Origin of the sequence: Gynuella sp. (assembly GCF_050297175.1) — a bacterium.
In the GTDB taxonomy this organism is placed as follows: domain Bacteria; phylum Pseudomonadota; class Gammaproteobacteria; order Pseudomonadales; family Natronospirillaceae; genus Gynuella.
Map to the genome: position 1 here is coordinate 45326 of NZ_JBNKSF010000046.1, position 22362 is coordinate 67687.

The following is a 22362-nucleotide window of genomic DNA, read 5'->3' on the forward strand; positions in this document are numbered from 1 at the left end:
AATAGACCGAGTGATATTCTTATTAAAAGCTGACTAAACCTCTCTATTTATTTAGAACTCTAACTATATTAACGTAGATCCAAGTAATAGCCAACCGCAATTCCGGTACTAGTCACTCAAAACGAGAAGCAGTGCTTAACAGAGAAAGAAGAATCCAGAATGGTTGAAATCGAGGTGATGCGAGGAGAAAGAGAAAAGAACGATCAACAGGTTAGCGAGCAGAATTTCGACGCAGAAAAAACGGACTAAAGCATCAGCGGTATTTTCAGGCACACCAATATTTCGCTGCCTGTTCCATCTGGCAACGCACTGAATGGAGACTTATTACACGGCATTTCCTTTTCGGGATCGTTTATCCTGGTACATACGCTGGTCGGCGATATTCAGCCATTCATCAAGACTGGCAACCGAATCCGTCAGAGAGTGAATACCTATGGACAGGCTCAGCTCATATTCCAGTTCATCCTGAATACAGAGTTGTATTCCATTTCCCAGAAAACGTTGACTAAAATCCGTCGCCTGCTCCAATGTGGTATCTCTCAACAACAGAATAAACTCATCACCACCGTAACGCCCCAGCACATCGGTGGCGCGAATATTAGCCTTAATTTGCCGGGTCAGAGCAACGAGCATCTGATCACCCGTCAGATGACCATGCTCATCATTAATATATTTGAAATCATCAACATCAATAAAAACCAGACAGACGGGTGTTTTATAACGACGATAGCGGTTAAATTCCTTGCTAATCTCCAGATAAATCGCTTTGCGATTAAGCACTCCTGTCAAACCATCCACTTTTGAGGACGCTGATAACTCCCTGTACGCTTCTTTTAATTTTTGCAAAGAATCATCCAGTTGAGCCTGCCGTAATACCTCATCTGTCTTATCAATCACCGTAGACACGATATACAGCAATTTACCATCTTCACCATATACGCTGAAACCGGACTCATGGACATAGCGACAATCATCTTTATTTCGCAAAATGCGATAATCAATCTCCCAGCGGCCATTACCTTGCAACTGTTTATGACGTTTCACCCGGTCATAATCGACAGGATGTATCTTCTCTTCAAAAACATCAGCGCATTCATACAACTCATCCCGGGTCTGCCCCCAGATTTTTTCGTAACCATAGTTTACGTACAAGATCTGATGTTTGTCAGGACTCAACATCCATATCGCTACAGTATCGGATAAAGAATCCACAATCGTTCGGAATTTTTGTTCTGATTGTCGCAACAAACATTCAGATTCTTTTTGTTTGCTGATATCTTCAATTACCACAACAAAATAATCGGGTCGCCCTTCGTCCTGATATATCACAGCAACGGCCAGACTGATCCAGACATAACCGCCACCCTTCAGCAGCACTCTTTTTTCATGGGTATAGCGGTATGCGTTTCCTGACAGCATCTGCTGAAACTTTTCCCGACTCTCAACCACATCTTCAGGATGAGTAATCTCGAAAAAATCCATTCCCAGTAACTGCTTGCGCTCATAGCCGAGAAACCTGAGCAACCAGTAATTTACCAGTAAAAAACGACCGTCCAGACTGAGGTGTGCGAGACCAACCGCGGCTTCGCTGAACGTGTCAACAAACTGTTTGCGCGACAGTTTCAGTAAATGCTGCTGACGATGACTCTCGGTTGAATCATGAATGACAACTAATGCATAGTGGCTGTCATTGATATGAACATAATTCAGATACACATTGGCATCAAAATGCTTACCTGAAAAAGTACGCGCGCGTACTGGATGCTGCTTACGGATATCGCCCTTAGAAGTGAAGAAATGTTGCAAATACATGCGATGATTTTTAACAAAAGGCTCAGCAATCAGGCTTTCAATATTATGCCCTTGAAGCCTCTCATCACTGGCATCAAACAAACAATCGGCCGCAGGAGTACTGGCAATAATATCACCACTATCAGAAATCAGCAGCACTGGATCTGGCAACGAAGCAAACAGGACTTCACTGTTCAAGTCTGAGATTTTTTTTTGAGAGCGCGCTAACATATGTTGAAAAAGGAATGTCGCCGCCATCCACAGACTAATAGCTGAAAGCAGAAATGGTGACCAGGAAAGCCATGCTCCTACAAGCAACAAGAACCATGTCCCCCACATTGCAGGCTTTCTTAATATCCAATGACCGACTTTCCACAAGCCCATAAACCTCCCGAACAGATATGCATCTGTATTGCTTTTTATTTTTTTAGTGTGTTTTCCAGGATCCATATGGAAAGATCAACCAGTGCTAGAACTCAACCAGCAATCGATTCCAATTCCGCCTGAGGCATACCTGAAGACAAGCAATACTTCCAAACAATCCAACAGGACATCTACTACCCCAGATCACTTAACTCCCCAATCAAAAAAACTTTTGGAACCCAAACCACTCTGGGGGCCATTTGATGTATGGCAGTTCGAATATAAGCAATACTAAAAATACCTTAACAAATTTACCAACATTATTGATTCAAATAAGGAAATACTTATATCCACGTTGTTTTAGGTCAACGCGGAAGCTGCGATAAACTCAGTTTTGAAAGGAAATGTGTTTTTATGTAAAAAAGGAGGGAAAGTGCTAGAAAAGGACTCGATCATTCCCTGATCACACAAAGTGATCAGGGAATGATCGGAACCAGTCAGTAGAGTTATCCTGCTACTGTAACGGCTCCTTCGGTCGTACGTTTTAATAACAGATAGCCCACTGCAGTAATCACCGAGCCGATGGCAATTGCACCAACATACATCCCCACATGAGTGATCGCACTGGGAATAAACAAGACAAAAATACCACCATGTGGAGCAAGCAGCTCAGCGTGTATCAACATAGACAAAGCTCCAGTAATTGAACCACCGACCATACAGGCAGGAATCACGCGCAGAGGGTCTTTGGCGGCAAATGGAATCGCCCCTTCAGAGATAAAGCACAACCCCAGAACAAATGAGGCCTTACCGGCTTCCTGCTCTTGAGCTGAGAACCGGTTTTTGCTGAGAAATGTGGCGATTCCCATACCAATGGCAGGTACCATACCAGCAGCCATAATTGCAGCCATTGGTTCATAAGTTTTGCTGGCCAGTAATCCAACACCGAATGTATATGCCGCTTTATTCACCGGTCCACCCAGGTCAAAGCACATCATGGCGCCCAGAATCACACCCAATAACACAGCATTGGCAGAGCTCATACTCTTAAGGAATTCTGTCATCGCATTCATTATGCCGGATACCGGACCACCGACGATATAAATCATAACCAGACCCGTAAGCAACGTGGCAATCAACGGTACAATCAGAATCGGTTTCAACGCTTCCAGTGTTTTGGGCAGATCAATTTTGTCCACCAGGAACTTGGCACTGTAACCCGCAACAAATCCAGCCAGGATGCCTCCAAGAAAACCTGAGCCAACACTGCTTGCCAACATACCACCAACCAGACCTGGAGCCAGCCCCGGACGGTCAGCAATTGAATAAGCGATATAACCCGCCAATACCGGAATCATCAAAGCAAATGCAGAACCTTGACCGATCTTCATAAGAGCAGCAGCCAGAGTACCTTCCTGTTCGAAAGCCTTGTAACCAAAGAAGAAAGACAGAGCAATGATCAAACCACCGGCTACCACCACGGGTAACATAAAGGAAACACCGGTCATCAGATGTTTGTAAGCGCCGGTTTTCTCCTTTTTAAAGACTTTAACATCTTTATCTTCTGCAGACTTAGGCTGCAAAGTAACGGCCGCGGACTCTGTAATCGCACGTTCAATCACTTCTTTCGGTTTTTTCAATGCATTACTGGTACTGGTTCGATATACCCGTTTGCCAACAAAAGGCGCCGTATCAACTTCGATATCCACTGCCAGAATCACCAGATCGGCCGCTTCGATATCCGCATCCGTCAGGGTGTTTTTCGCCCCCACCGAGCCACGGGTCTCCACTTTCATAATATGACCCATCGCGGTGCCGGCTTCCTGCAATGCTTCTGCCGACATAAACGTATGTGCCACACCGGTCGGACATGCGGTAACCGCAATAATATTTAACGCCCCACTGGAAGTTTGCTGAGTTGGTGCAGCTGCAGCAGTGCTGCCAGCGGCTGATCCAGATAAAGATGCCTGACGCTGAGCCTGCTGCAACCAGTCTTTGGGATTCTCAAGACAGTCGGCAACAGCACCGCGATACACATATTTTCCGGTAAATCGGCCCATTTCGACTGCGCCGTCCGCTGCAATGACAACCAGATCTGCTGCTTGGATCTGACTGTCGGTCAGCATTTCAGTAGGCTGGACAGAGGAATGAATTTCCACAGTCACATCCCAATTCAATTCAGCAGCGGCTTTTTTCAAGGCGGTAGCTGCCATAAAACTGGTGGTGGTACCACCTGGACATTGAGTCACTATTACTACGTTCATGAGCACTCCTTAACAGGAAAAAGAAAGAGGTTTAATAGACACCTGTTGTTTTAATTGGTCGAGTCTAAGGGGGGAGGTAATACCAACCCCAACCTGATTCACTGCCATTGCAGCGACCGCCGTTGCCAGTATTAAGGTGTCGGCAACAGAAAAATTATTCATCAGCCCGTAACTGATACCGGCGACAAGACTGTCTCCGGCACCCACGGTACTAACAACTTCTACTTTAGGGGGTAGCGCCTGCCAGGCCCCCTCACGGCTGTACCAGCGCAAACCATTCTCACCATCCGATAACACCACATGGCGAATTTGCCGGTTCAACAATGATCTTACTGCTTCTTCCTGAAGCGCCTGAGTCGGCAGCGGTTTGCCGGCCCATTGTTCAAGTTCCTGAACATTCGGTTTAATGACTTCGGGAGCAGCATCCACAGCCGCATGCAAGGCTTTACCACTGGTGTCGATCACCACTTTCTTTCCTCGCTCACGAAGCAAATTACAAATATGTCCATAAGCATCTGTCGCCAGACCTTTTGGCAAGCTGCCACTGAGCACAAACCAGTCGGCTTTTTCACAAAGTTGCAGTAATGTCCTCTGCAATTGTTGCCAACTCGTTTCAGACACCACCAGACCAGGGAGATTGACATCGGTTACGCGTCCACTGGTCTCAGATAACTTCACATTGATTCGGGTAGCACCCTGCTCGTATTGATAGTAGTTGACCATTTGATGTTCGACGAACAGGGCATCAAACTTTTCGCGGTTATCCTGCCCCAGAACACCTGTCACACAGACCTGTTCTCCCAAATCCCTCAATACCATAGCGACATTGATCCCCTTACCGGCAGCGCGGAGACTGCCACAGTCTGCAAGGTTCACTTCACCAGCCACCAGCTCAGCTAACTGAACAGTCAGATCCAGTGCAGGATTCAAAGTCAGGGTGACCACAGGAGCATTAGCCATGATCCACCCCCTTGCTAACGGATAACGCTCTAACGGCAGCACTGTTTTCAGCTGCCAGAGCCCGCTGGGCCAGCTCTTTGGTCTGTTTCAGTGAGAGTCCACGAATATGGGCTTTCACTCTCGCCATCGCGCGCGTCGACATACTCAATTCACGTACACCAAGACCCGTCAGAATTGCGGCTCCCAATGGATCGGATGCCAGCTCACCACACACACCTACCCAGATACCGTGTTCTTCAGCAGCACGAACAGTCGTATCGATCAGACGCAATACCGCCGGATGGATAGAATCTGCCTGACGGGACAATTCAGGATGGCCACGGTCAATTGCCAGCGCGTACTGAGTCAGGTCATTGGTACCGACTGAGAAGAAGTCCACTTCGCGGGCAAAGACATCCGCCATCATTGCTGCCGATGGCACCTCAATCATAATTCCCAACTCAACTTGGGCATCCGGATAGTCTGCAGCTACCTGATCAAACAATGCCTTGATATCGCGCCATTCCTGAATATCCGTCACCATCGGAAACATAATCCTCAGGGGGCGGCCGGCAGCAGCTCTCAATAAGGCGTGTAACTGATGAATCAGAGTACGGGGATAACGCAGTGACAAGCGTATGCCACGTAAACCAAGAAACGGATTTTCCTCTTCGTCCATTGGCATGTATGGCAACGGTTTGTCACCACCAATATCAAGAGTACGGACAATTAACGGCTTGCCTTCGCCGAGCCCATCAAGCACTCGGGCATACTCAGCCTGTTGTTGTTCGATGGTCGGTTCTTGCGGATGGTCCATGTAAATGAACTCAGAACGAAACAACCCCACCCCTTCACAACCAAGCTCAACGGCTTTTTCAACACCTTTGGCGGCAGTCAGATTGGCCATCACTTCAACGTGATGGCCATCTGTGGTGATCGCCGGTTCGAAACGTGTTTTGTAAGCTTCTTCATTCAACTGTTGTTCGCGTGCCATGGTAGCTTTGGCGGCGGCAATAGTATCCGCATCGGGCGCAACTGTGAGCACTTTAGCCTCACAATCAACAATTACATCGGTACCATCTGTCATCGTCAGCACTCTGGCACCACACCCAACCAGCAAAGGTATTCCCAGAGAGCGGGCAAGAATGGCCGCATGAGAGGTCACACCGCCCGCGGCAGTTACAACGGCTTTAACATTGGCATCTAACTCACTGATTTCAGATGGGGCAATTTCCTGACACACCAATACATGATCAGTTTCAATAGAACCGGCGCCTTCTTGTCCGGTCAGTTTGCCAAGTACACGGTTACCAACATCACGAATATCAATCGCACGTTCAGCCAGTAAGACTTCCTGACTTTGTTCCTGCAAACTGGCCAACGCCTCAAAACTTTGATTCCAACCCCATTCGGCACTGTCACCCTGAGCAATAAACTTCTCAGTCTCCTGCTTCATTTCCGGATCCAGCAACAGCTCCAGGTGCATGGAAATAATTTGTGCCAACTCAGTGTTAACAGTTTTCTCAAGTTTATTCTTAAGGTCTACAGAAACCGCAGATAAGGCTTTGTGAAAACGAACCAGTTCCGCTTCTGGCGACACCGCATGATGCTCAAACTGGTAATCCGGCTCACTAACGACATAGGCCGGGGCAATGGCAACCCCCGGGGCGCCAGTCAGACCATATACCTGATCTCCGGGCTTAAGCACTTCGACCACAGTTTCGGTTTTGGCCGGCTGTTGGGTCTCATGACTGATCCGTACAACCGGATCTCCCAGTCCACCTGTAATCGCTTTGGAAATAACGTCCAAAATACTGTCGGCCTCAGCATCATCCACCGTGACTTGCAGGCGATGACCCAATTGTGCTCCGAGACTGATCAGCTTGGTGACACTACGGGCGGATACAGCAGGGCTGTCGCTGTCGAGATTTTCAATCCAGATTTCCGCATCATATTGTTTGGCGATACGCGCCAGCGCAGCCGCCGGACGGGCGTGCAGGCCATGAGCAATCGGTAACGGACATACCACCTGTTGGCCCGCCAGAGACTGGGATATCAACAACCGAATAACATCCACTGACCGTTTGCAGCTGGCCAGTTTTTTTAGACCACCCTCGAGCTTTAATTCGGTGAGTTTTTCCAGTAACGGTAAATGCTGATTATCATGAGTACTGATGGCAATCAGAGTATTCAGACTTTCACCGTAAAGGCTGAGGGTCTGTTCTGGTTGAACCACAGCCGCAGCACCGTTCTCTGCCTGAGAGGACACAGACAACACCCAAATGCCATCTCCAAGATAAAAAGGATTACGCGTATAAACAGATGCCAGCTCCTGCTGCGTCAGGGCTTTGGCATTCCATAAAACAGCCCCGGCCAGCGCAACCAGCTCCGTATAACTGTCAGCACCAGACTTCAGTCGTACCTGATTGGCAGTCAATACAAACGATCCTGCCAAAGCCTCTCCACTCAATATACGACGGACTTCATCGGCATTTTCCGTCGTATGCAAACGGCGCGACAGTGTTTCGTCAGCGATTACATGAGTGAGCTGACGCAAAATAGTCAGATGTTCGTCAGACTTTGCTGCGATACCAACTGCGGTATAAACCACCTGACCATCTTCGCCCCATTGCACGCCATTAGGAAAGCGAAGCACCCGCAGGCCTGTTTGCCTGACCAGATCTCTGGTCTCGATGGTTCCGTGAGGAATGGCAATACCATTGCCCAGATAAGTAGAGGTCTGCTGCTCTCTGTCCAACATGCCTTGTTGATATGCAGGCTCAACGAGGCCATCACCCACCATCCGCTCAGCAATTAGTGCGATAGCTTCCTGTTTATTTTCGGCGATAGCGGTTAATGTGATGTCCTGCGGAGTGAGTTTTAACATTGTTATACCCCTGGGGTTCTAGAGTTACTGCTTAACAGCCATCTGATGCTTTCAGCGCTGTTTTGATCTATTTTATATTTTATTGCTAAATCGATTTTGCTAAATACTGAAAGGATTCAGCACAATAATCAAGCACCAGTGCACAAAAAAGTATCAGAAACATTTTCTTTTATTGCCCTGGAGCAATATTTTTCTGCTTTTCATAAACTTCAGGGCTGGGACAGCTAGGTCAGGTGATTTAGCATTATAGATTACAGTCAACGTTTTATCGTTTTTTGGGAGAAAGCTTTGAAGCTAGAAGAAATCGCCAAACTGGCTGGCGTATCAAAAGCAACGGTCAGCAGCGTACTCAATGGCAAAGCTACGAAATATCGCATTAGCGCCGATACACAGGCCAGGGTTCTCGCCATTGTTGAACAATACGGTTACCAACCAAACTACTCTGCTGCTGCACTAAGGCGGGGCAGCAGCAATTCCATCGGATTTATCGTTCCTGATTTCGAAAACCGCAGCTATCTACGAATTGCCAAACGCCTTGAAGCATTGGCCCGAAGTGCTGGATACCAACTGATCATCAGCAGCTCCGATGATAATCCCCAAACCGAGTTACAGGCGGCTAAAGTACTTGTGGCCCGTGGGGTTGATGCTTTGCTGGTATCATCCAGTCTGGACAACGAAGCATCCGTTTATCTCGACATTCTGCAGCGAGGCACTCCAGTCATTGCACTTGACCGCCCACTACCGGAGAATTTTTGCAATATTATCAGCGATGATCGTCAGGGCGCTTTTGAGTTAACTCGCTCATTGGCACTGGATGACATCAGACATATTGCGTTGTTCGGAGCCATGAAGGATCTTCAGGTCAGTCGTTTGCGGGAGCAGGGGTTTATGGAGGCTGCCAGACAGTCACCCCATGTTCGGGCGCACTGCTTTTACGGCCCGCACTTTGACGCCGAAACCGGGGCGACATTACTGCAACAGACCCAACAGCAATTGGGGCATCTGCCTGATGCCATCATTACAACATCGTTCAGTCTGCTTGAAGGGGTCATTGAAGGTCTGCAAACCCATCCGGATGGTAATCAAGTCTATACAGACAGCCCGATTCAACTTGCGACGTTCGGTAACAGCCGGTTGCTTGACTTCCTGCCGCTGACCGTCAATTCCCTGCCCCAGCAATATGAACTGATTGCCGAGTCAGCATGGAAACTGGCCAAACAATCCATTGATCACCAATATCAGCCACAGCAAGTTGTCGTAAACAGAGTGTTAAGAAAACGCAACATTTTGTCCAACATCGAATATTGATAATGACAGCAAGGGCATTTATGATCGTGAACTCGATCACAGAGCGATTCCAATGGATGCTCTTTTTTCCAAAACGGGGCTGTCCACACACATAAAACAGTTCCGAATCACCCTCCCAACAAGGAATTGTATATGCCCTTTCGCTATGCCATTTTTGCGCTTCTGTTAGCGTTACTTGCAGGTTGTAACAGTGTCCCCAAGCAGGCTGATATTGAGACTGGTCGTCTCATGATTGCCGGTAAACTGATTCATACGGAATACAGTAGCGGACCATGGTGGAACTATCGGTTTCGGGTACGAAACCTTGAATCCGGTCAAACATACGCACTGCGTTATATTGTCAAACGCAATATGACACACATGCTCTCTCAGCCACTGGAACCAGGAAGCTATGAGCTTTATGACTGGGACGCATCAGCCAAGAAATACACAATCATTCATGACTATGACATCAGCGGTCACTTTGAAATCATGCCGGGTGCCATTACGCTTTACCCTGGCAAGGTGACAACCACTGTAGACAGCGATACCCAGTCATTTAATATGACAGCCATCGAAGATAGTGAACTCCAGCCCACCCTGGATGAAATTACTGCCAATTATCCAGAGTTAAACCTATGGAAGGTCTATTTGCTGGATCACCGCTGGCCAATCATGAATGTAGAGTAAAAAACATACTCTGACTTTCCGGCAACCTGATTTCAGGTTGCCATTCCCTCCCCCTTGCTTTCTGTCTCATAATACTTTTTCTCCAAGTATCGCCCGAAACAAAAATGCGCAGTACCATTGCCCTGTCATTTTTTTAGCCCAATAATACGGCCGGTTGATTACCCTACTCACTATCTACGCAAGGAATGTTTTACTAAGGAGGTTTTTCATGACCATATCCCATTTATATCCGTCCAGCCCTAAAGATATACCCGATGACCTGACCCGTCCCAGCAGCTCTTATCGACGCCAGGCATGGCTTGCAGTGCTGGGCCTGACAGTCTTTATGGCAGTTTATATCGGCCTTGCCCTATGCTTTGGCACCATTGCCTTTACCACGTTAATATACTTGGGGAACAGAGGTTTCGAACTGTTTCACTGTGTCATTCTGGGATGTTCGGGCCTACTGACACTGTTCATGGTGAAATCATTATTCAGCGTTCATAAAACTGCTGACCCCCAGGGTATAGAAATCACCGCCGAGCAACAGCCAGACTTATTTGCATTTATTCATTGCCTGGCTGACGAAATAGGCGCTCCCAGGCCACACCGGGTCTTTCTGACTCCCGAAGTCAATGCAGCCGTTTTTTATGATCTTTCCTTCAAAAACCTGCTGTTTCCATCCCGCAAGAACCTCATTATCGGCATGGGTCTGATCAATGTTCTGTCTTTAGGCGAACTCAAGGCAGTACTGGCCCATGAATTTGGTCACTTCGCACAACGTTCCATGCTGGTAGGTCGCTGGGTCTATATCGCCCAACAGATCATAGGGCATATGATCAACACCCGTGACTGGCTCGATAATCTGGTACGCTTTGTCAGCCGGATAGACATTCGAATTGCCTGGGTTGGCTGGTTATTGTCACTACTGCTCTGGTCAATCCGATCTCTGGCAGACAGCCTTTTTCGTCTCGTGGTCATCGCCGAACGGGCACTGAGCCGGGAAATGGAATTCAATGCAGATCTTGTCGCGGTTTCTGTCACTGGCAGTGATGCACTGATTCACGCCCTGCATAAACTTCAGGCAGCTGATCATGCCTGGAGTAGTGCGCTCAACATCATGCACTCCGAAGCGGGTAATGGAAAACGTCTTGACGATATCTTCGTCACCCAGCACAACATTATGGCCGCCATGCGCAATGTGCTGGATGATCCCGACTACGGAATCCCCTCTGCCCCGGATCAGCAAAATGAACCGGCCCGACATCGAATTTTCAGTCAGGAAATGGCCAGACCACCACAAATGTGGGCAACCCACCCTGCCAACCGAGATCGCGAAGACAACGCCAAAAACCGTTATATCTCCAGTACTATCGACCTTCGCTCCGCCTGGGAATTATTTCAACATCCCGAAACATTAAGAACAGACATTACAACGGGGTTTTATCAAGCGGACGCACTCAATGAACTGGAACCTCTCGCCGGGCAGGAAGCTGTCACCAAACGCTTCGAGCGCCAGTCATTAAACCCTCAATATCATGGTAACTATCTCAACCGGGAGGTCATGCGCAACTTCGCCTCGATTGAAGAACTGCTCCAGGCGGGTACTGTATCGGATGACGTAGTAGATTCATTACGCCAGTTGTTCCCCGCCTCTCTCAAACAACAACTGGCCGCCGCCCGTAATCTCGATACGGAAATTGAAACCTTTCAAGCCCTGGAGCGCGGTGACCTGAAGCCCTCTGGCGGTGTCATTCGATACCGGAATAAAGAAATAAACAAAGCGGAAATTCCACAGGTTCTGGAACAGCTCGCCCGGGAACGCGAACAGATTATCCAGGGACTGAAGCATCATGATGCCAGTTGCCACCGGACATATCTGAAACTGGCCCAGCAAAAAGGAACAGAGTGGCAGGATTACCTCCAGGGGCTACTGGAGCTATGGCACTGTTGCGAGCATCTGGCCGCCGTGGTGCGCAACGAACAAAATCTACTGGCCAATACCTGGGCAGTCATTACCGCTGATGGCCAGATCGGTCATTTCGAAAAGAAACGGATGTTAAAAGTTGCCACTGCTGTTCAAACCCGTATACGCGAAGTCTCTGACGTGATGTTGTTACTGCAGCTTACTGATCATGCACTGGAAGACCTGGGAGTGGAAAACTGGCAGGAACAATGTCCCCAACTTGGACTGGTGGATGTGGATGCAAAGAACTGGGGCGAATGGTGCCCAGCCGCTCATGAGCGCATGAATATCATGGCTGGGATTCTGGAATATCTGCGGAACCTGTTTCTCGAAGATCTGGTCTGCGCAGAACAGATGCTGGCTGAATCGCTGGAACATCCGGACACTCAGGCAGCCGCCCCGAGAGCGGGTAAAGCACCAACGCAGTATCCTGTACTGTTACCCGGTCAGGAACATCCTCTGCAATACAAACTGGATCTCTGGAATCGATTCCAGCTGGCTCATGGCCTGATACCTTCGCTGCTCCGTCTAGCCGTCACTTGCGCCATCATCGGCGGAACACTTTACTATGGTTGGATACTGATCTGACCATTTCAGCAGCGGCGCAAATGCCGCTGCGATACTGATCAGCCATTACTCTCATCTCTTTCAGGCCAGTATCGGAGCAACCGGTTACGATGAAACCGGTGATTCTGAACGGTACCTATGTCTTATTTCCAGTGTTTCGAAAATGCCCATCTGGCACAACAACATTACGCACGAGATGTCTGAAGTTAAGCCCACCTCGTATCCCCCCTTTATACGAGCAGCAACGGTTCGATAATTTTGAATTATGCTTTGGTAATTTCCATAAGCACTCAATTTAGTGAACAGTCACCGTAAACAGACCCTGGCCGTCGGCATCGTTATGTGCAGCTTCACGGAAGCGCTCCTTTTAATACCCGATAATGACTTGGCGCCACGCCAACGGATTTCTTGAACCGAGTGGAAAAATTAAATGCATCGGCATAGCCGATCCGGCTGGCGATTTCCTGAATGCTCCATTCGGTCTGCAGCAACAGCTGCTTGGCTTTTTCCATCCGCAGCCAGGTCAATTGCTGCATTGGTCCTCTGCCAAAAGCCTGCTGACATAAACGATGCAGATGGGGTACGGAGCAGTAGATTTTTTTCGCCAGCGCGTTCACCGTCCACGGATAATGCAACTGCTCATCCAAATGGGTATAAAACAGTTCCAGTTGACGTATACGTCTGTTCTCACGGTTTTCCAACAATGCGCTATTCAAATAACTGATGATCTGATTCAAAACGTTCTGCCGTGCCACCGCGGCTCCTTCAATCTCGTGATGAAGAATACTGAACAAATGATAGATAGGCACTGACTGAAAACATGGCCGGACTTCCTGCTCTGCATTATCAAACAGCGACCATTCCGGCATCGGGTTGAGCAGCATCCAACCCATATCCCAGGAGTCGGTGGAAATCTCAAAGCGATATGGCTGCCGGGCACGCAATATTGCAAGCGTGTTCGGACCGATGGTCTGGCGATCAGAAGCAGTTGTCAAAATACCTTCACCCCGCACAGTAAACAGCAAAGTATGAATATCGGGGTCCTTCCGAGCGACCACATACGGTGGCTTCAGGCGTGAAATACCAGCAATCTTGATTTCCTGGCTCTTGAGTTCAGGGATATCCTGCTGAGTCAGAAACGATTCCCGGCATTCCGGCCCAAGTGTTAAGATTTCTTCAAAATCCACCATACTCTCTCCTCTTACCAACAGCTTCAGCGACGATTCAGAAAACCTCGGTCATTTTATTGTAATGATATTTTTGCAAAGGTTATTGATATTTTAAAACATATTCTTATAGAAAAATCCCGGTAGTATACGCAGCATAATATCTCTTTCAGAAAGCTACTTCTGGCTTCCAGAGCATATTAACCCGTCATCATAATAAAAACTCATTTTCATATAGTGGATATTTGTGACCATGTTCCGATAACAGGTCGCGGATTATATTTTTCAGTGTGAGGAATACACATGTTTATTGTTGCACAATGGCGTGCCTATAGAGGTTTCTTTAGCCAATTGGTACAACTTGCGCTGCCAGTGGCCATACAGACCATGCTGGTATCGCTGTTAGGTATGATTGATATTTTCATGGTCGGCACGATCGGCAACGAAGCCGTTGCAGCCGTCGGCCTGGGCGGCAAGATTCACTTTGTGACGGTTGTCATCATGGCCAGTATGGCCACCGGATCGAGTGTACTGATTGCCCAATACTGGGGTACTAAAAATGTTCAGCGGGCCAAGTCCGTTGTTGCCCTGGCGCTAATGACCGGTATTGTCATGTTGACTGTTTTGACAGCACTGCTGCTGATCTTTGCCAACGACATTTTCCGTTTTTCCAATGATGACCCTGTCGTTGCCCAATTAGGGGTCGACTATATTCTTTGGAGTGCGCCGCTACTGTTACTGACCCATGCAATCATTATCTATGAGGGTGCCCTAAGATCATTGAATCAGACCGTACTGCCTCTGATTATGGCCGCCATCGCCATCGGTCTTAACGTACTGCTGAACTATGCTCTGATTGATGGTCACTTTGGGTTACCAGCCATGGGCGTTTCCGGTGCCGCACTGGCAACAGATATTGCCCGCACCATCCAGGTCATACTGATTTTTGGGTATTTGAAATTCAGCAAACACCCACTGCACCTGCATTTGGCGGATTATATAAAGTCTTTCGACCCATTGTTGATCAGAAAGTACTGGCGCCTTACCTGGCCTTTGATCGTGAATTTCAGTCTATGGGCTATCGGTTCATTTGGATATCACTGGATCGCAGGTCGTATGGGCACCACCCCACTGGCAGTCATCAGTCTGATTTCCCCGATCGAAGGCCTGTATCATTCCGTTTTCATGGGCATGAGCGCTGCCTGCTCCATCATGATCGGACAAAGTCTTGGACGTAGTGATTTTGACACGGCCACCAAGCTGGCAAAGTTTTTTGTAGTGGTCAATCCGACCCTGTCATTTATGCTGGGCGGAATTCTGATTTTGGCCAGAGGCGGAATCTTCGCTGGTTTTGATCATCTGGATGAAGCGACGCTGGCATTGGCTGATCATGTATTCATCATTATGGGACTGTTGTTCTGGGTGAAAGTTATGAACATGACACTGATCAACGGTATTCTGCGTGCCGGTGGAGATAACCGTTTCTGCCTGTTCAACGACATGCTCAGCATGTGGGTGCTCGGTCTGCCAATTACCGCCACCGCAGCTCTGATCTTCGGAGCACGTTACGAAATCGTTTATGCACTTATTATGGTTGAAGAGGTGAACAAAGCCATCTTCAGTTTCTGGCGCTATCGTAAGGGTCACTGGAAACGTAACCTGACTCTGGAAAATGAAGATTCTTCGGTAGAAGTGCCTGCCATTGCCTGATGTCATGCCTGCGAGCCGGTATTGGTACCGGCTCATAACTCCCCGCTCCCCCGCCAAAAACGCTTTTTAAGAACCATTTCACGACTCCGGCAATGCAACTGCCCGTATTTAGCCAAAGTGGTCTAAGCTGCAACTTCCACAACCCAGTGAAGGTGCCCTATGACAAACCTGCCTCCTGTACGCCGCATCGTGACCGGTCATAACGAACACGGTAAAGCGACAATCAGCAGTGACGGAACGACCACCACCGTCCTCCAGATCCCGGCCATACCGGGCATTGTGTTTCACGAAGTCTGGAATACTCAGCAGACACCAGCCATTATTGACAATAGCGATGATCCCACCGGCAAACCGGTAACCTTACAACCGGCATCGGGTGGCACCACGATTCGAGTGGTGGACATTCCTCCTGACAGCGTGCAAAACAACATCTCCGAGGAAGCCCTGACAGATGCATTTGCTGATCTCGGTGCCAGCCATGCCGCTGACACCCAAACAGATAAGCGCCATAAAATCATGCATCGGACAGAAACCATCGATTATGGAATTCTGTTATCGGGAGAACTTTGGTTGATGGTGGATGAAGGTGAGGTACTACTGAAACCCGGTGATATTGTGGTCCAGCGGGGAACCAATCATGCCTGGAGCAACCGGAGCGAAGAAACTGCCCGTATCGCATTTATTTTAATAGACGGTGAATTTGCCGAGGAAATTCGTTGAATCCAACAGCACCGGTTCCATTAGCCGGTGCTGTGGCACTGACTCACAGCCAGACTTAAAGAAACAATAAAGCCACTACCTCAGGCTCTGTTCAAACTTCAGTAAATACAGTAACGTCTGATCCGTCGGTTCCTGGCCATGCAGTTGCCCCCCCGGGATCTAGCCCAGATTGCTATGAACATATAATGGCCGACCACTTCTATTGTTTATTGTCCAAGGAAAACAATGAGACAAGCTGTTTACACCTTGTTATTTACCTCAGCTCTGCTATTCAGTGGGTATTCCCATGCTCTGTGTGCGGATAGCACCGAAACCGATATTAGCAAAGAGTACCGTCTGCTAACCGCCAACAAGCTGTCTATCAGTGGCGTGTTTTATCTGGAGCTGGTACAGGGTGATTCTTACAAACTGGAAGTCCTCACCAAACCCTCTGTCATGGAAGCGTTTAAATTCAGAACCAGTCGGGATCGTCTGACAATCACTCCCGGACGCTGTAAAAATGATCTTATTTCCTACCGGCTGACGGTAATCCACCTTGATGAAATGGACCTCCAGGGCAGTTTTACCATTAATACGCCATTACCACTGGAGACCAAAAATCTGGAACTCGATATCAGTGGTGATGTTCGCGGCCATATTCGAGCTAAAACCAGCCTGATTGATATCTCCACGACCGGAGATGTTTTGCTGGAAGTCAGCGGAGAAACCGATCATCTTCAACTGGCAGTGCTCGGTAATGGCAGTATCGATGCTGCTCGTTTAAAGGCGAGAACCGCGAATCTCAACATTTGGGGTAATGGTATTGAAACCGTGAATGTCTGGGAGTTCCTGAAGGTGCTCGCACGCGGCAGCACACTGGTGCAGTACTACGGTCATCCCTTGCTGGATCAGACTATTCGCAGCAACGCCTACATCCGCGCACTTGATGAGTAATAACGCCTGAAGCCAAAGCTTCAGGCAAGTTCTGCTCCACCTTGAGAAAACTGCAGCTCTGCCAAACGCTGATACAACGGCGACTGCTGTACCAACTGACCATGCTGCCCCTGGGCGACTACCCGCCCTTCATTCATCACTACGATACGATCAGCATTAATCACTGTTGCCAGCCGGTGTGCAATGATCAACGTAGTCCGGTTTTGCATCAGCACATCCAGCGCCTTTTGCACCTTATGTTCACTTTCTGCATCCAGTGCTGAGGTCGCTTCATCCAATAATAAAATCCGGGGATTGTTCAGAATCGCTCTGGCAATGACGATGCGTTGTTTTTGTCCACCACTGAGTCGAACACCATTCTCACCCAAATAACTGTGATATTGCTGCGGTAACTGACGAATAAATTCATCGGCATAAGCGGCTCTGGCAGCTGCATAGACTTCCTCATCACTGGCATCGGGTCGGCCATAACGGATATTGGTCATAACATCGGTACTGAACAAAACCGGCTGCTGCGGAACCAGAGCCATTTCCTGACGCAGTTGCTGTAAATTGAGTTCGCGGATATCCATATCATTCAACAGTACCTGCCCACGTTGGGGATCATAAAAACGCAGCAGAATTTCAAACAGTGTGGATTTCCCGGCGCCACTGGGTCCCACCAGGGCAACCGTTTCTCCGGCTCTGATGTTTAGCGTCAATTCATGCAACGCATGCCGGTCCGGTCGACTTGGATAGTTGAAAGTCACCTGATCAAGCTGCAAATGATAATCGGGGGCGGCGTTCATCTCTTTGACACGCTCAGGTGACTGAATCAGCGACTCAACAGCAAGTAACTCCAGTAGTCTTTCGATAGCACCGGCCGCACGCTGCAACTCCCCCATCACTTCAGATACTGATGCCACACCAAACGCCACCATAATGGCATAAAACACAAATGCCGCCAGATCACCTCCCGTCATCACTCCGGCCATGACATCACGCCCACCTACCCAGACCATCAGACAAATAGCCCCAAAAGCCAGTAGCAAGACAGTGGACATCATCACTGAACGCTGCCGTATCCGCTGCCTGGCGACATCGAAAGCCTCCCCGACCTCGGCTCCAAAGGCCTTTTTTTCATAGTCTTCACGGGCATAGCTTTGTACGGTTTTGATCTGCTGAATGATTTCGCCAGCATAAGCACCCACGTCAGCGACGGTATCCTGGCTTCGCCGTGCCAGCACTCTGACCCGTCGACCAATCACCAAAATAGGTATCAAAACCAATGGGACAGCCGCGAGCACAATCAGCGTCAATTTGAAATTGGTAATCATCAGCATGATCAATGCTCCAACCACCGTAATAACACTTCGCAACGCCCAGCTCAGACTGGAGCCGATGATCGACTGCAGTAGCGTGGTATCTGTCGTCAGCCTCGACGTGATTTCACCGGAACGGTTTTCCTCAAAATAACTGGGATGCAGGTGAACCAAATGATTGAACACGGCCTGGCGAATGTCAGCGACCACACGCTCTCCCAACCAGGTCACCAGATAAAAACGGACAAACGTTCCAGCCGCCATACACACCACCAGCACCATCATGAATAACAGAGTCTGATTAAGAGATTGCATAGACGCGGCCAAAAACCCTTTGTCTATGGCAATGCGAATTCCCTGCCCTAAGGTTAAAGTGATCGCAGAGGTAAACACCAGTGCGCACAAAGCCAACACCAGAATGGTTTTATAGCGAGAAACAAACGGCCAGATTTTCAACAACTGTAATAAACCGGCTCGCGATTGAGAGGGAGAATCGGACATGAAACGGGCACCTGTATGGGGAAGCTCAGTCAGCTTGGACTGTTGATATGGTGCCCAGGTTTAATCAGCACAAGTCCTGCTATTTAGGTACGAACCGCATTTCCGTGAATTCATGCTGTTTGATGGTGTTCGTATCCAGCCACTGATGCCGGAATTTACCATCAGCATACAATTGCGCCTGATCGCGATAATGAGCGTCCATCAGAATACCTGACTGCCCTGTCGGATTAATGCCCCAACTCACAGTTGGATCAGCGAAATCAATGATTCTCCGGGTTGAAGGTGCTGAGCGTACCTTAAAATGATCAGCCTGAAGATCGAACCCCAGATTATTGATGGTTTCGATACCTCCGTTAGCAGGAAACGGACCCACACTGAAAATCTTCGACAACAGAGGAACTTTGGATAACGCATGAGGATGTTCCAGAACCGCAACGTTATGCCATTGCCAGTCACTTAATTTGCTGCCATAAATCTCTGTCAACCGGGTAATGGCAGCCTTCCAGCCAATGGCCAGAATCTCGTCTTTAGTCTGCCGACCACTACGACTGCGATCATCCCACCAGGGAGACTCGGGATTATCCAGAATCCACCACAAAGAACGGTCTGCCAGAAAACTCTGGGTAAACAAACCATAAAACCCCGGTGTCAGGTCATCTTCAAAAATCTGTTGCTGCAACTGCTGACGCCAGAAATAATACAAAGACGGCGCAATAGCATCGGGATTATGCCGACCATCCCAGGCCATGAGGAATTGTGCCAGTTCAATTTCCCGGGCATTGAACAGTTCGGGCCGCCGGTTCAACAGTCGATCCATTTCCCGAACCAATGCCAGCCCGGTTTCGGATACGTCATCCAGTAACAACGCCTTCATGTCTTCCGAAGTATAGCGTCGGTTCGGCTGAAGAAATTTGACGATCCGAACAGCCCGGTCCCGGGGAGCAAAATAGCCCGGAACCAATTTCCCGGATACCGCCCCAGGCTGATTGTTGGCTGAATATACATAACCAACCTCAGGATTCACGGACTGGGGATTGCGATCGAACGCCTGATACCCAACCGGATCATCCTCACCACTGGCACCATCTAGGATCATTTTGCTGTTCACATGATCGGGCCTGATCGGCAACCGGGCAGCGGCAAACCAAGCGTAATCCCCATGTTCATTGCCATACATCAGATTCAATCCCGGCGCATGGATCAGACTGGCAGCTGCACGGGCTTTAGCAACCGTGTCAGCTCGCTGCAACTGATAAAATGCGGCAAACAGACCGTTACCGGGTTCCAGGAATTCCCAATCCATGGCAATACTGCCACCTGAGGGGTCCAAAGGCTGAAACACATTGCTAACGATAGGCCCATGACGACTGACTTTCACATCTAACTGCACATCAGCACCATCTTTGACCGAAATGACCTCTGGATAAATCTCATAATCCAACCACTGGTCCCGATAGCGATATTGGCCGGGATGATCGGCATCTTCGGTTTCGTAGTAAAAATCGATGTCATCATTTTCAAACATGGTCATTCCCCAGGCATAGGAACGGTTATGACCCAACAGAGGGAAAGCCAGACCTGCCAGGAAATGACCATAAATATCCAGACCTGCGGCCTGGAGTTGAGCCTCATACCAGGCAGATGGCTGACTGACACCGATATGGGGATCATTGACGAACAACACTTTGCCGGATGCACTCATACGCGGCCCAAGTACCCAACCATTGCTACCAATAAATGTACCGATGCCGGGAACCTGCACCAATCCCTGTTGCACTGATGCCAGTACATCCACCGGGATCACTTCTGTCTGAGCACCAGCAGAGATTGCCAGATCAGTCAGATAAGCATCTCCCAATTGCTGTGCGACATACTGAACAACCGGATCCTCATGGTTGGCCTGAGCAAACGACCAGCTCATATAACCGGTAATGGATGCCATATCCTCCAACGTGTAAGGCTGTGAAGGAATACCCAACAGATCAAACTCTATCGGCAACCGTCGTGCTTCGATGAACTGATTGACGCCGCGAACATAGGCATAGAGATTCTCAAGCATGTCCGGTTCCATAGTGTCTTGCATTTCCACCACCCAGCGTTCGGCATGTCGTTTCAGTCCCAATGTCCGAAACAAGCGATCAACTGGCACCAATGATGGTCCGAGTACTTCCGCGAGCCTTCCCTGAGACAAACGCTTTAGCAGCTCTATCTGGAACAATCGATCCTGTGCATGAAGATACCCCAGAGCCTGGTACGCATCCTGAGGTTTATCGGCTTTAATGTGAGGAATTCCCCAGCGGTCAAATACAACATCCACCGGACGGTTCAGGCCAGCTAAACCCACTGTTCCAGTTCGATCCGGTAATCGGCTATACAGTATCAATCCCAAAGCGAGAACAGCGACGACTATTAACGACAGTAATACAACTATAGTTTTTTTCAGCATTGTTATTATTCTTTTGATCAGCTAATCGGCGTATCAAGACAACATGATACACTCACAGTTAGTCCGACAATGGGTTATGAAAACAACATACAAAAAGACAACGCTTCAGGGACGCTCATTATATTGAGGCAAGTCATCATGAATATCCTCCCATTCAGCCTTTGAACCGACAAAAATGTGAGTCACAGGCTTAGTCGTAACAGGGGTATCCAATGTGCCGATACGCAAACGCAGTACATCCGGCATTTGCGGCCGCCGGCTGTAGAGAGGTGAACCGCATTTTTGGCAAAAAACACGAAATACACCGGGAGTGGATTCGTATTCTGCAACAGAGGAGTGATCATCAATGAAATGAAATTCAGATGTATTTACCGCAGCATTGGTAGCATAGGCTGTACCATTCGCCTTACGGCATTTTTGACAGTGACACATCATGATATCACCCAGTTCACCATCAATCTGATACTGAACAGAACCACATAAACAACTACCCTTTAGCATGTCAACCTCCTCAGTCTGGATTTCACCCATGTTTCACGAGCACAGCATAGCGCAAAACATGAAACAAAAAGAACCATTATTATTCTGCCCCGACTGGCAAAAAAAACTATCCGGATTGAGGATGAATATCCGCGAATTTATGACAACATATTCTGCTTTTATAAAACTATGCTACATCGGCCAGCACCAAAGGATTTCTTGGTTGACTGTCAGAACTTTCAACCTGCACGCGATAAAAAAGGCTTTTTTCCACCTAAGACAATCTGCAAAACAATATCTGGCAGAAAAACCAGTCGCCACAGATGCCGTCTGAAAGGCTGAACCGTTTCAGGCGCTGGCTAACTGAATTGC

The 22362-nt window shown here is 48.5% G+C and carries 15 protein-coding genes; 7 read left to right on the plus strand and 8 right to left on the minus strand.

Annotated elements, in window-relative coordinates; genetic code table 11:
* Positions 1 to 324: 324 nt before the first annotated feature.
* From ACQY6I_RS19445 to ptsP, 4 genes are all read right to left on the minus strand, one after another.
* Entirely contained in the window at positions 325 to 1989 is a 1665-nt protein-coding gene (locus ACQY6I_RS19445; RefSeq protein ID WP_428243173.1) for a diguanylate cyclase, read from the minus strand.
* 671 nt (positions 1990 to 2660) lie between these two features.
* Positions 2661 to 4418: a PTS fructose-like transporter subunit IIB gene (locus tag ACQY6I_RS19450; protein WP_428243174.1), complete on the minus strand. Its 1758-nt coding sequence runs from the start codon at positions 4416 to 4418 to the stop codon at positions 2661 to 2663.
* Positions 4419 to 4427: 9 nt separating this feature from the next.
* Positions 4428 to 5378 carry a 1-phosphofructokinase gene (gene pfkB / locus ACQY6I_RS19455; protein WP_428243175.1) on the minus strand — a complete coding sequence of 317 codons (951 nt, stop codon included), beginning with the start codon at positions 5376 to 5378 and terminating at the stop codon, positions 4428 to 4430.
* Complete coding sequence (gene ptsP / locus ACQY6I_RS19460) at positions 5371 to 8244, minus strand: phosphoenolpyruvate--protein phosphotransferase (RefSeq protein ID WP_428243176.1); 2874 nt, start codon at positions 8242 to 8244, stop codon at positions 5371 to 5373. The genes pfkB and ptsP overlap by 8 nt, the downstream gene beginning before the upstream one ends.
* A 288-nt stretch (positions 8245 to 8532) precedes the next feature.
* On the opposite strand from ptsP, the gene cra reads away from it, so the two are divergent.
* From cra to ACQY6I_RS19475, 3 genes are all read left to right on the plus strand, one after another.
* On the plus strand, positions 8533 to 9552 hold the full coding sequence (gene cra, locus ACQY6I_RS19465) for a catabolite repressor/activator (protein WP_428243177.1): 1020 nt from the start codon (positions 8533 to 8535) through the stop codon (positions 9550 to 9552).
* Between the two features lie 132 nt (positions 9553 to 9684).
* A complete protein-coding gene (locus ACQY6I_RS19470) occupies positions 9685 to 10221 on the plus strand; it encodes a hypothetical protein (protein ID WP_428243178.1) in 537 nt (178 codons plus the stop codon).
* 208 nt (positions 10222 to 10429) lie between these two features.
* Positions 10430 to 12754 (plus strand): M48 family metallopeptidase, encoded by a 2325-nt coding sequence (locus ACQY6I_RS19475; RefSeq protein ID WP_428243179.1) that lies wholly within the window; start codon positions 10430 to 10432, stop codon positions 12752 to 12754.
* Positions 12755 to 13083: 329 nt separating this feature from the next.
* Here the strand turns inward: ACQY6I_RS19475 and ACQY6I_RS19480 are convergent, their stop codons facing one another.
* The gene (locus ACQY6I_RS19480; protein ID WP_428243180.1) at positions 13084 to 13923 is read right to left on the minus strand and encodes a helix-turn-helix transcriptional regulator; all 840 of its coding nucleotides are present in this window, start codon (positions 13921 to 13923) and stop codon (positions 13084 to 13086) included.
* Positions 13924 to 14202: 279 nt separating this feature from the next.
* Here ACQY6I_RS19480 and ACQY6I_RS19485 point away from each other — a divergent pair, with 279 nt between their 5' ends.
* The 3 genes from ACQY6I_RS19485 (at position 14203) to ACQY6I_RS19495 (ending at position 17262) form a co-directional block, all read left to right on the plus strand.
* Positions 14203 to 15609, plus strand: a complete 1407-nt coding sequence (locus tag ACQY6I_RS19485) for an MATE family efflux transporter (RefSeq protein ID WP_428243181.1) — start codon at positions 14203 to 14205, stop codon at positions 15607 to 15609.
* Between the two features lie 159 nt (positions 15610 to 15768).
* A complete protein-coding gene (locus ACQY6I_RS19490; protein ID WP_428243182.1) occupies positions 15769 to 16329 on the plus strand; it encodes a cupin domain-containing protein in 561 nt (186 codons plus the stop codon).
* Positions 16330 to 16554: 225 nt separating this feature from the next.
* The gene (locus ACQY6I_RS19495; RefSeq protein WP_428243183.1) at positions 16555 to 17262 is read left to right on the plus strand and encodes a GIN domain-containing protein; all 708 of its coding nucleotides are present in this window, start codon (positions 16555 to 16557) and stop codon (positions 17260 to 17262) included.
* 20 nt (positions 17263 to 17282) lie between these two features.
* Here the strand turns inward: ACQY6I_RS19495 and ACQY6I_RS19500 are convergent, their stop codons facing one another.
* The 3 genes from ACQY6I_RS19500 to ACQY6I_RS19510 all read right to left on the minus strand — a co-directional run bounded on the left by ACQY6I_RS19500 (position 17283) and on the right by ACQY6I_RS19510 (position 22011).
* Positions 17283 to 19064, minus strand: a complete 1782-nt coding sequence (locus ACQY6I_RS19500; RefSeq protein ID WP_428243184.1) for an ABC transporter transmembrane domain-containing protein — start codon at positions 19062 to 19064, stop codon at positions 17283 to 17285.
* 79 nt (positions 19065 to 19143) lie between these two features.
* A complete protein-coding gene (locus tag ACQY6I_RS19505; protein WP_428243185.1) occupies positions 19144 to 21510 on the minus strand; it encodes a penicillin acylase family protein in 2367 nt (788 codons plus the stop codon).
* Positions 21511 to 21615: 105 nt separating this feature from the next.
* A complete protein-coding gene (locus ACQY6I_RS19510) occupies positions 21616 to 22011 on the minus strand; it encodes a GFA family protein (protein ID WP_428243186.1) in 396 nt (131 codons plus the stop codon).
* Between the two features lie 28 nt (positions 22012 to 22039).
* Between ACQY6I_RS19510 and ACQY6I_RS19515 the strand changes: the two genes are divergently transcribed.
* Positions 22040 to 22324 (plus strand): hypothetical protein, encoded by a 285-nt coding sequence (locus ACQY6I_RS19515; RefSeq protein WP_428243187.1) that lies wholly within the window; start codon positions 22040 to 22042, stop codon positions 22322 to 22324.
* Positions 22325 to 22362 lie beyond the last annotated feature (38 nt).

Bases quoted from the DNA above. Each gene is read 5' to 3' on its own strand.
- ACQY6I_RS19450 (WP_428243174.1), bottom strand. From the start codon at position 4,418: ATGAACGTAGTAATAGTGACTCAATGTCCAGGTGGTACCACCACCAGT.
- pfkB (WP_428243175.1), bottom strand. From the start codon at position 5,378: ATGGCTAATGCTCCTGTGGTCACCCTGACTTTGAATCCTGCACTGGAT.
- ptsP (WP_428243176.1), bottom strand. From the start codon at position 8,244: ATGTTAAAACTCACTCCGCAGGACATCACATTAACCGCTATCGCCGAA.
- ACQY6I_RS19470 (WP_428243178.1), top strand. From the start codon at position 9,685: ATGCCCTTTCGCTATGCCATTTTTGCGCTTCTGTTAGCGTTACTTGCA.
- ACQY6I_RS19475 (WP_428243179.1), top strand. From the start codon at position 10,430: ATGACCATATCCCATTTATATCCGTCCAGCCCTAAAGATATACCCGAT.
- ACQY6I_RS19480 (WP_428243180.1), bottom strand. From the start codon at position 13,923: ATGGTGGATTTTGAAGAAATCTTAACACTTGGGCCGGAATGCCGGGAA.
- ACQY6I_RS19485 (WP_428243181.1), top strand. From the start codon at position 14,203: ATGTTTATTGTTGCACAATGGCGTGCCTATAGAGGTTTCTTTAGCCAA.
- ACQY6I_RS19490 (WP_428243182.1), top strand. From the start codon at position 15,769: ATGACAAACCTGCCTCCTGTACGCCGCATCGTGACCGGTCATAACGAA.
- ACQY6I_RS19495 (WP_428243183.1), top strand. From the start codon at position 16,555: ATGAGACAAGCTGTTTACACCTTGTTATTTACCTCAGCTCTGCTATTC.
- ACQY6I_RS19500 (WP_428243184.1), bottom strand. From the start codon at position 19,064: ATGTCCGATTCTCCCTCTCAATCGCGAGCCGGTTTATTACAGTTGTTG.
- ACQY6I_RS19505 (WP_428243185.1), bottom strand. From the start codon at position 21,510: ATGCTGAAAAAAACTATAGTTGTATTACTGTCGTTAATAGTCGTCGCT.
- ACQY6I_RS19510 (WP_428243186.1), bottom strand. From the start codon at position 22,011: ATGCTAAAGGGTAGTTGTTTATGTGGTTCTGTTCAGTATCAGATTGAT.
- ACQY6I_RS19515 (WP_428243187.1), top strand. From the start codon at position 22,040: ATGTTTCACGAGCACAGCATAGCGCAAAACATGAAACAAAAAGAACCA.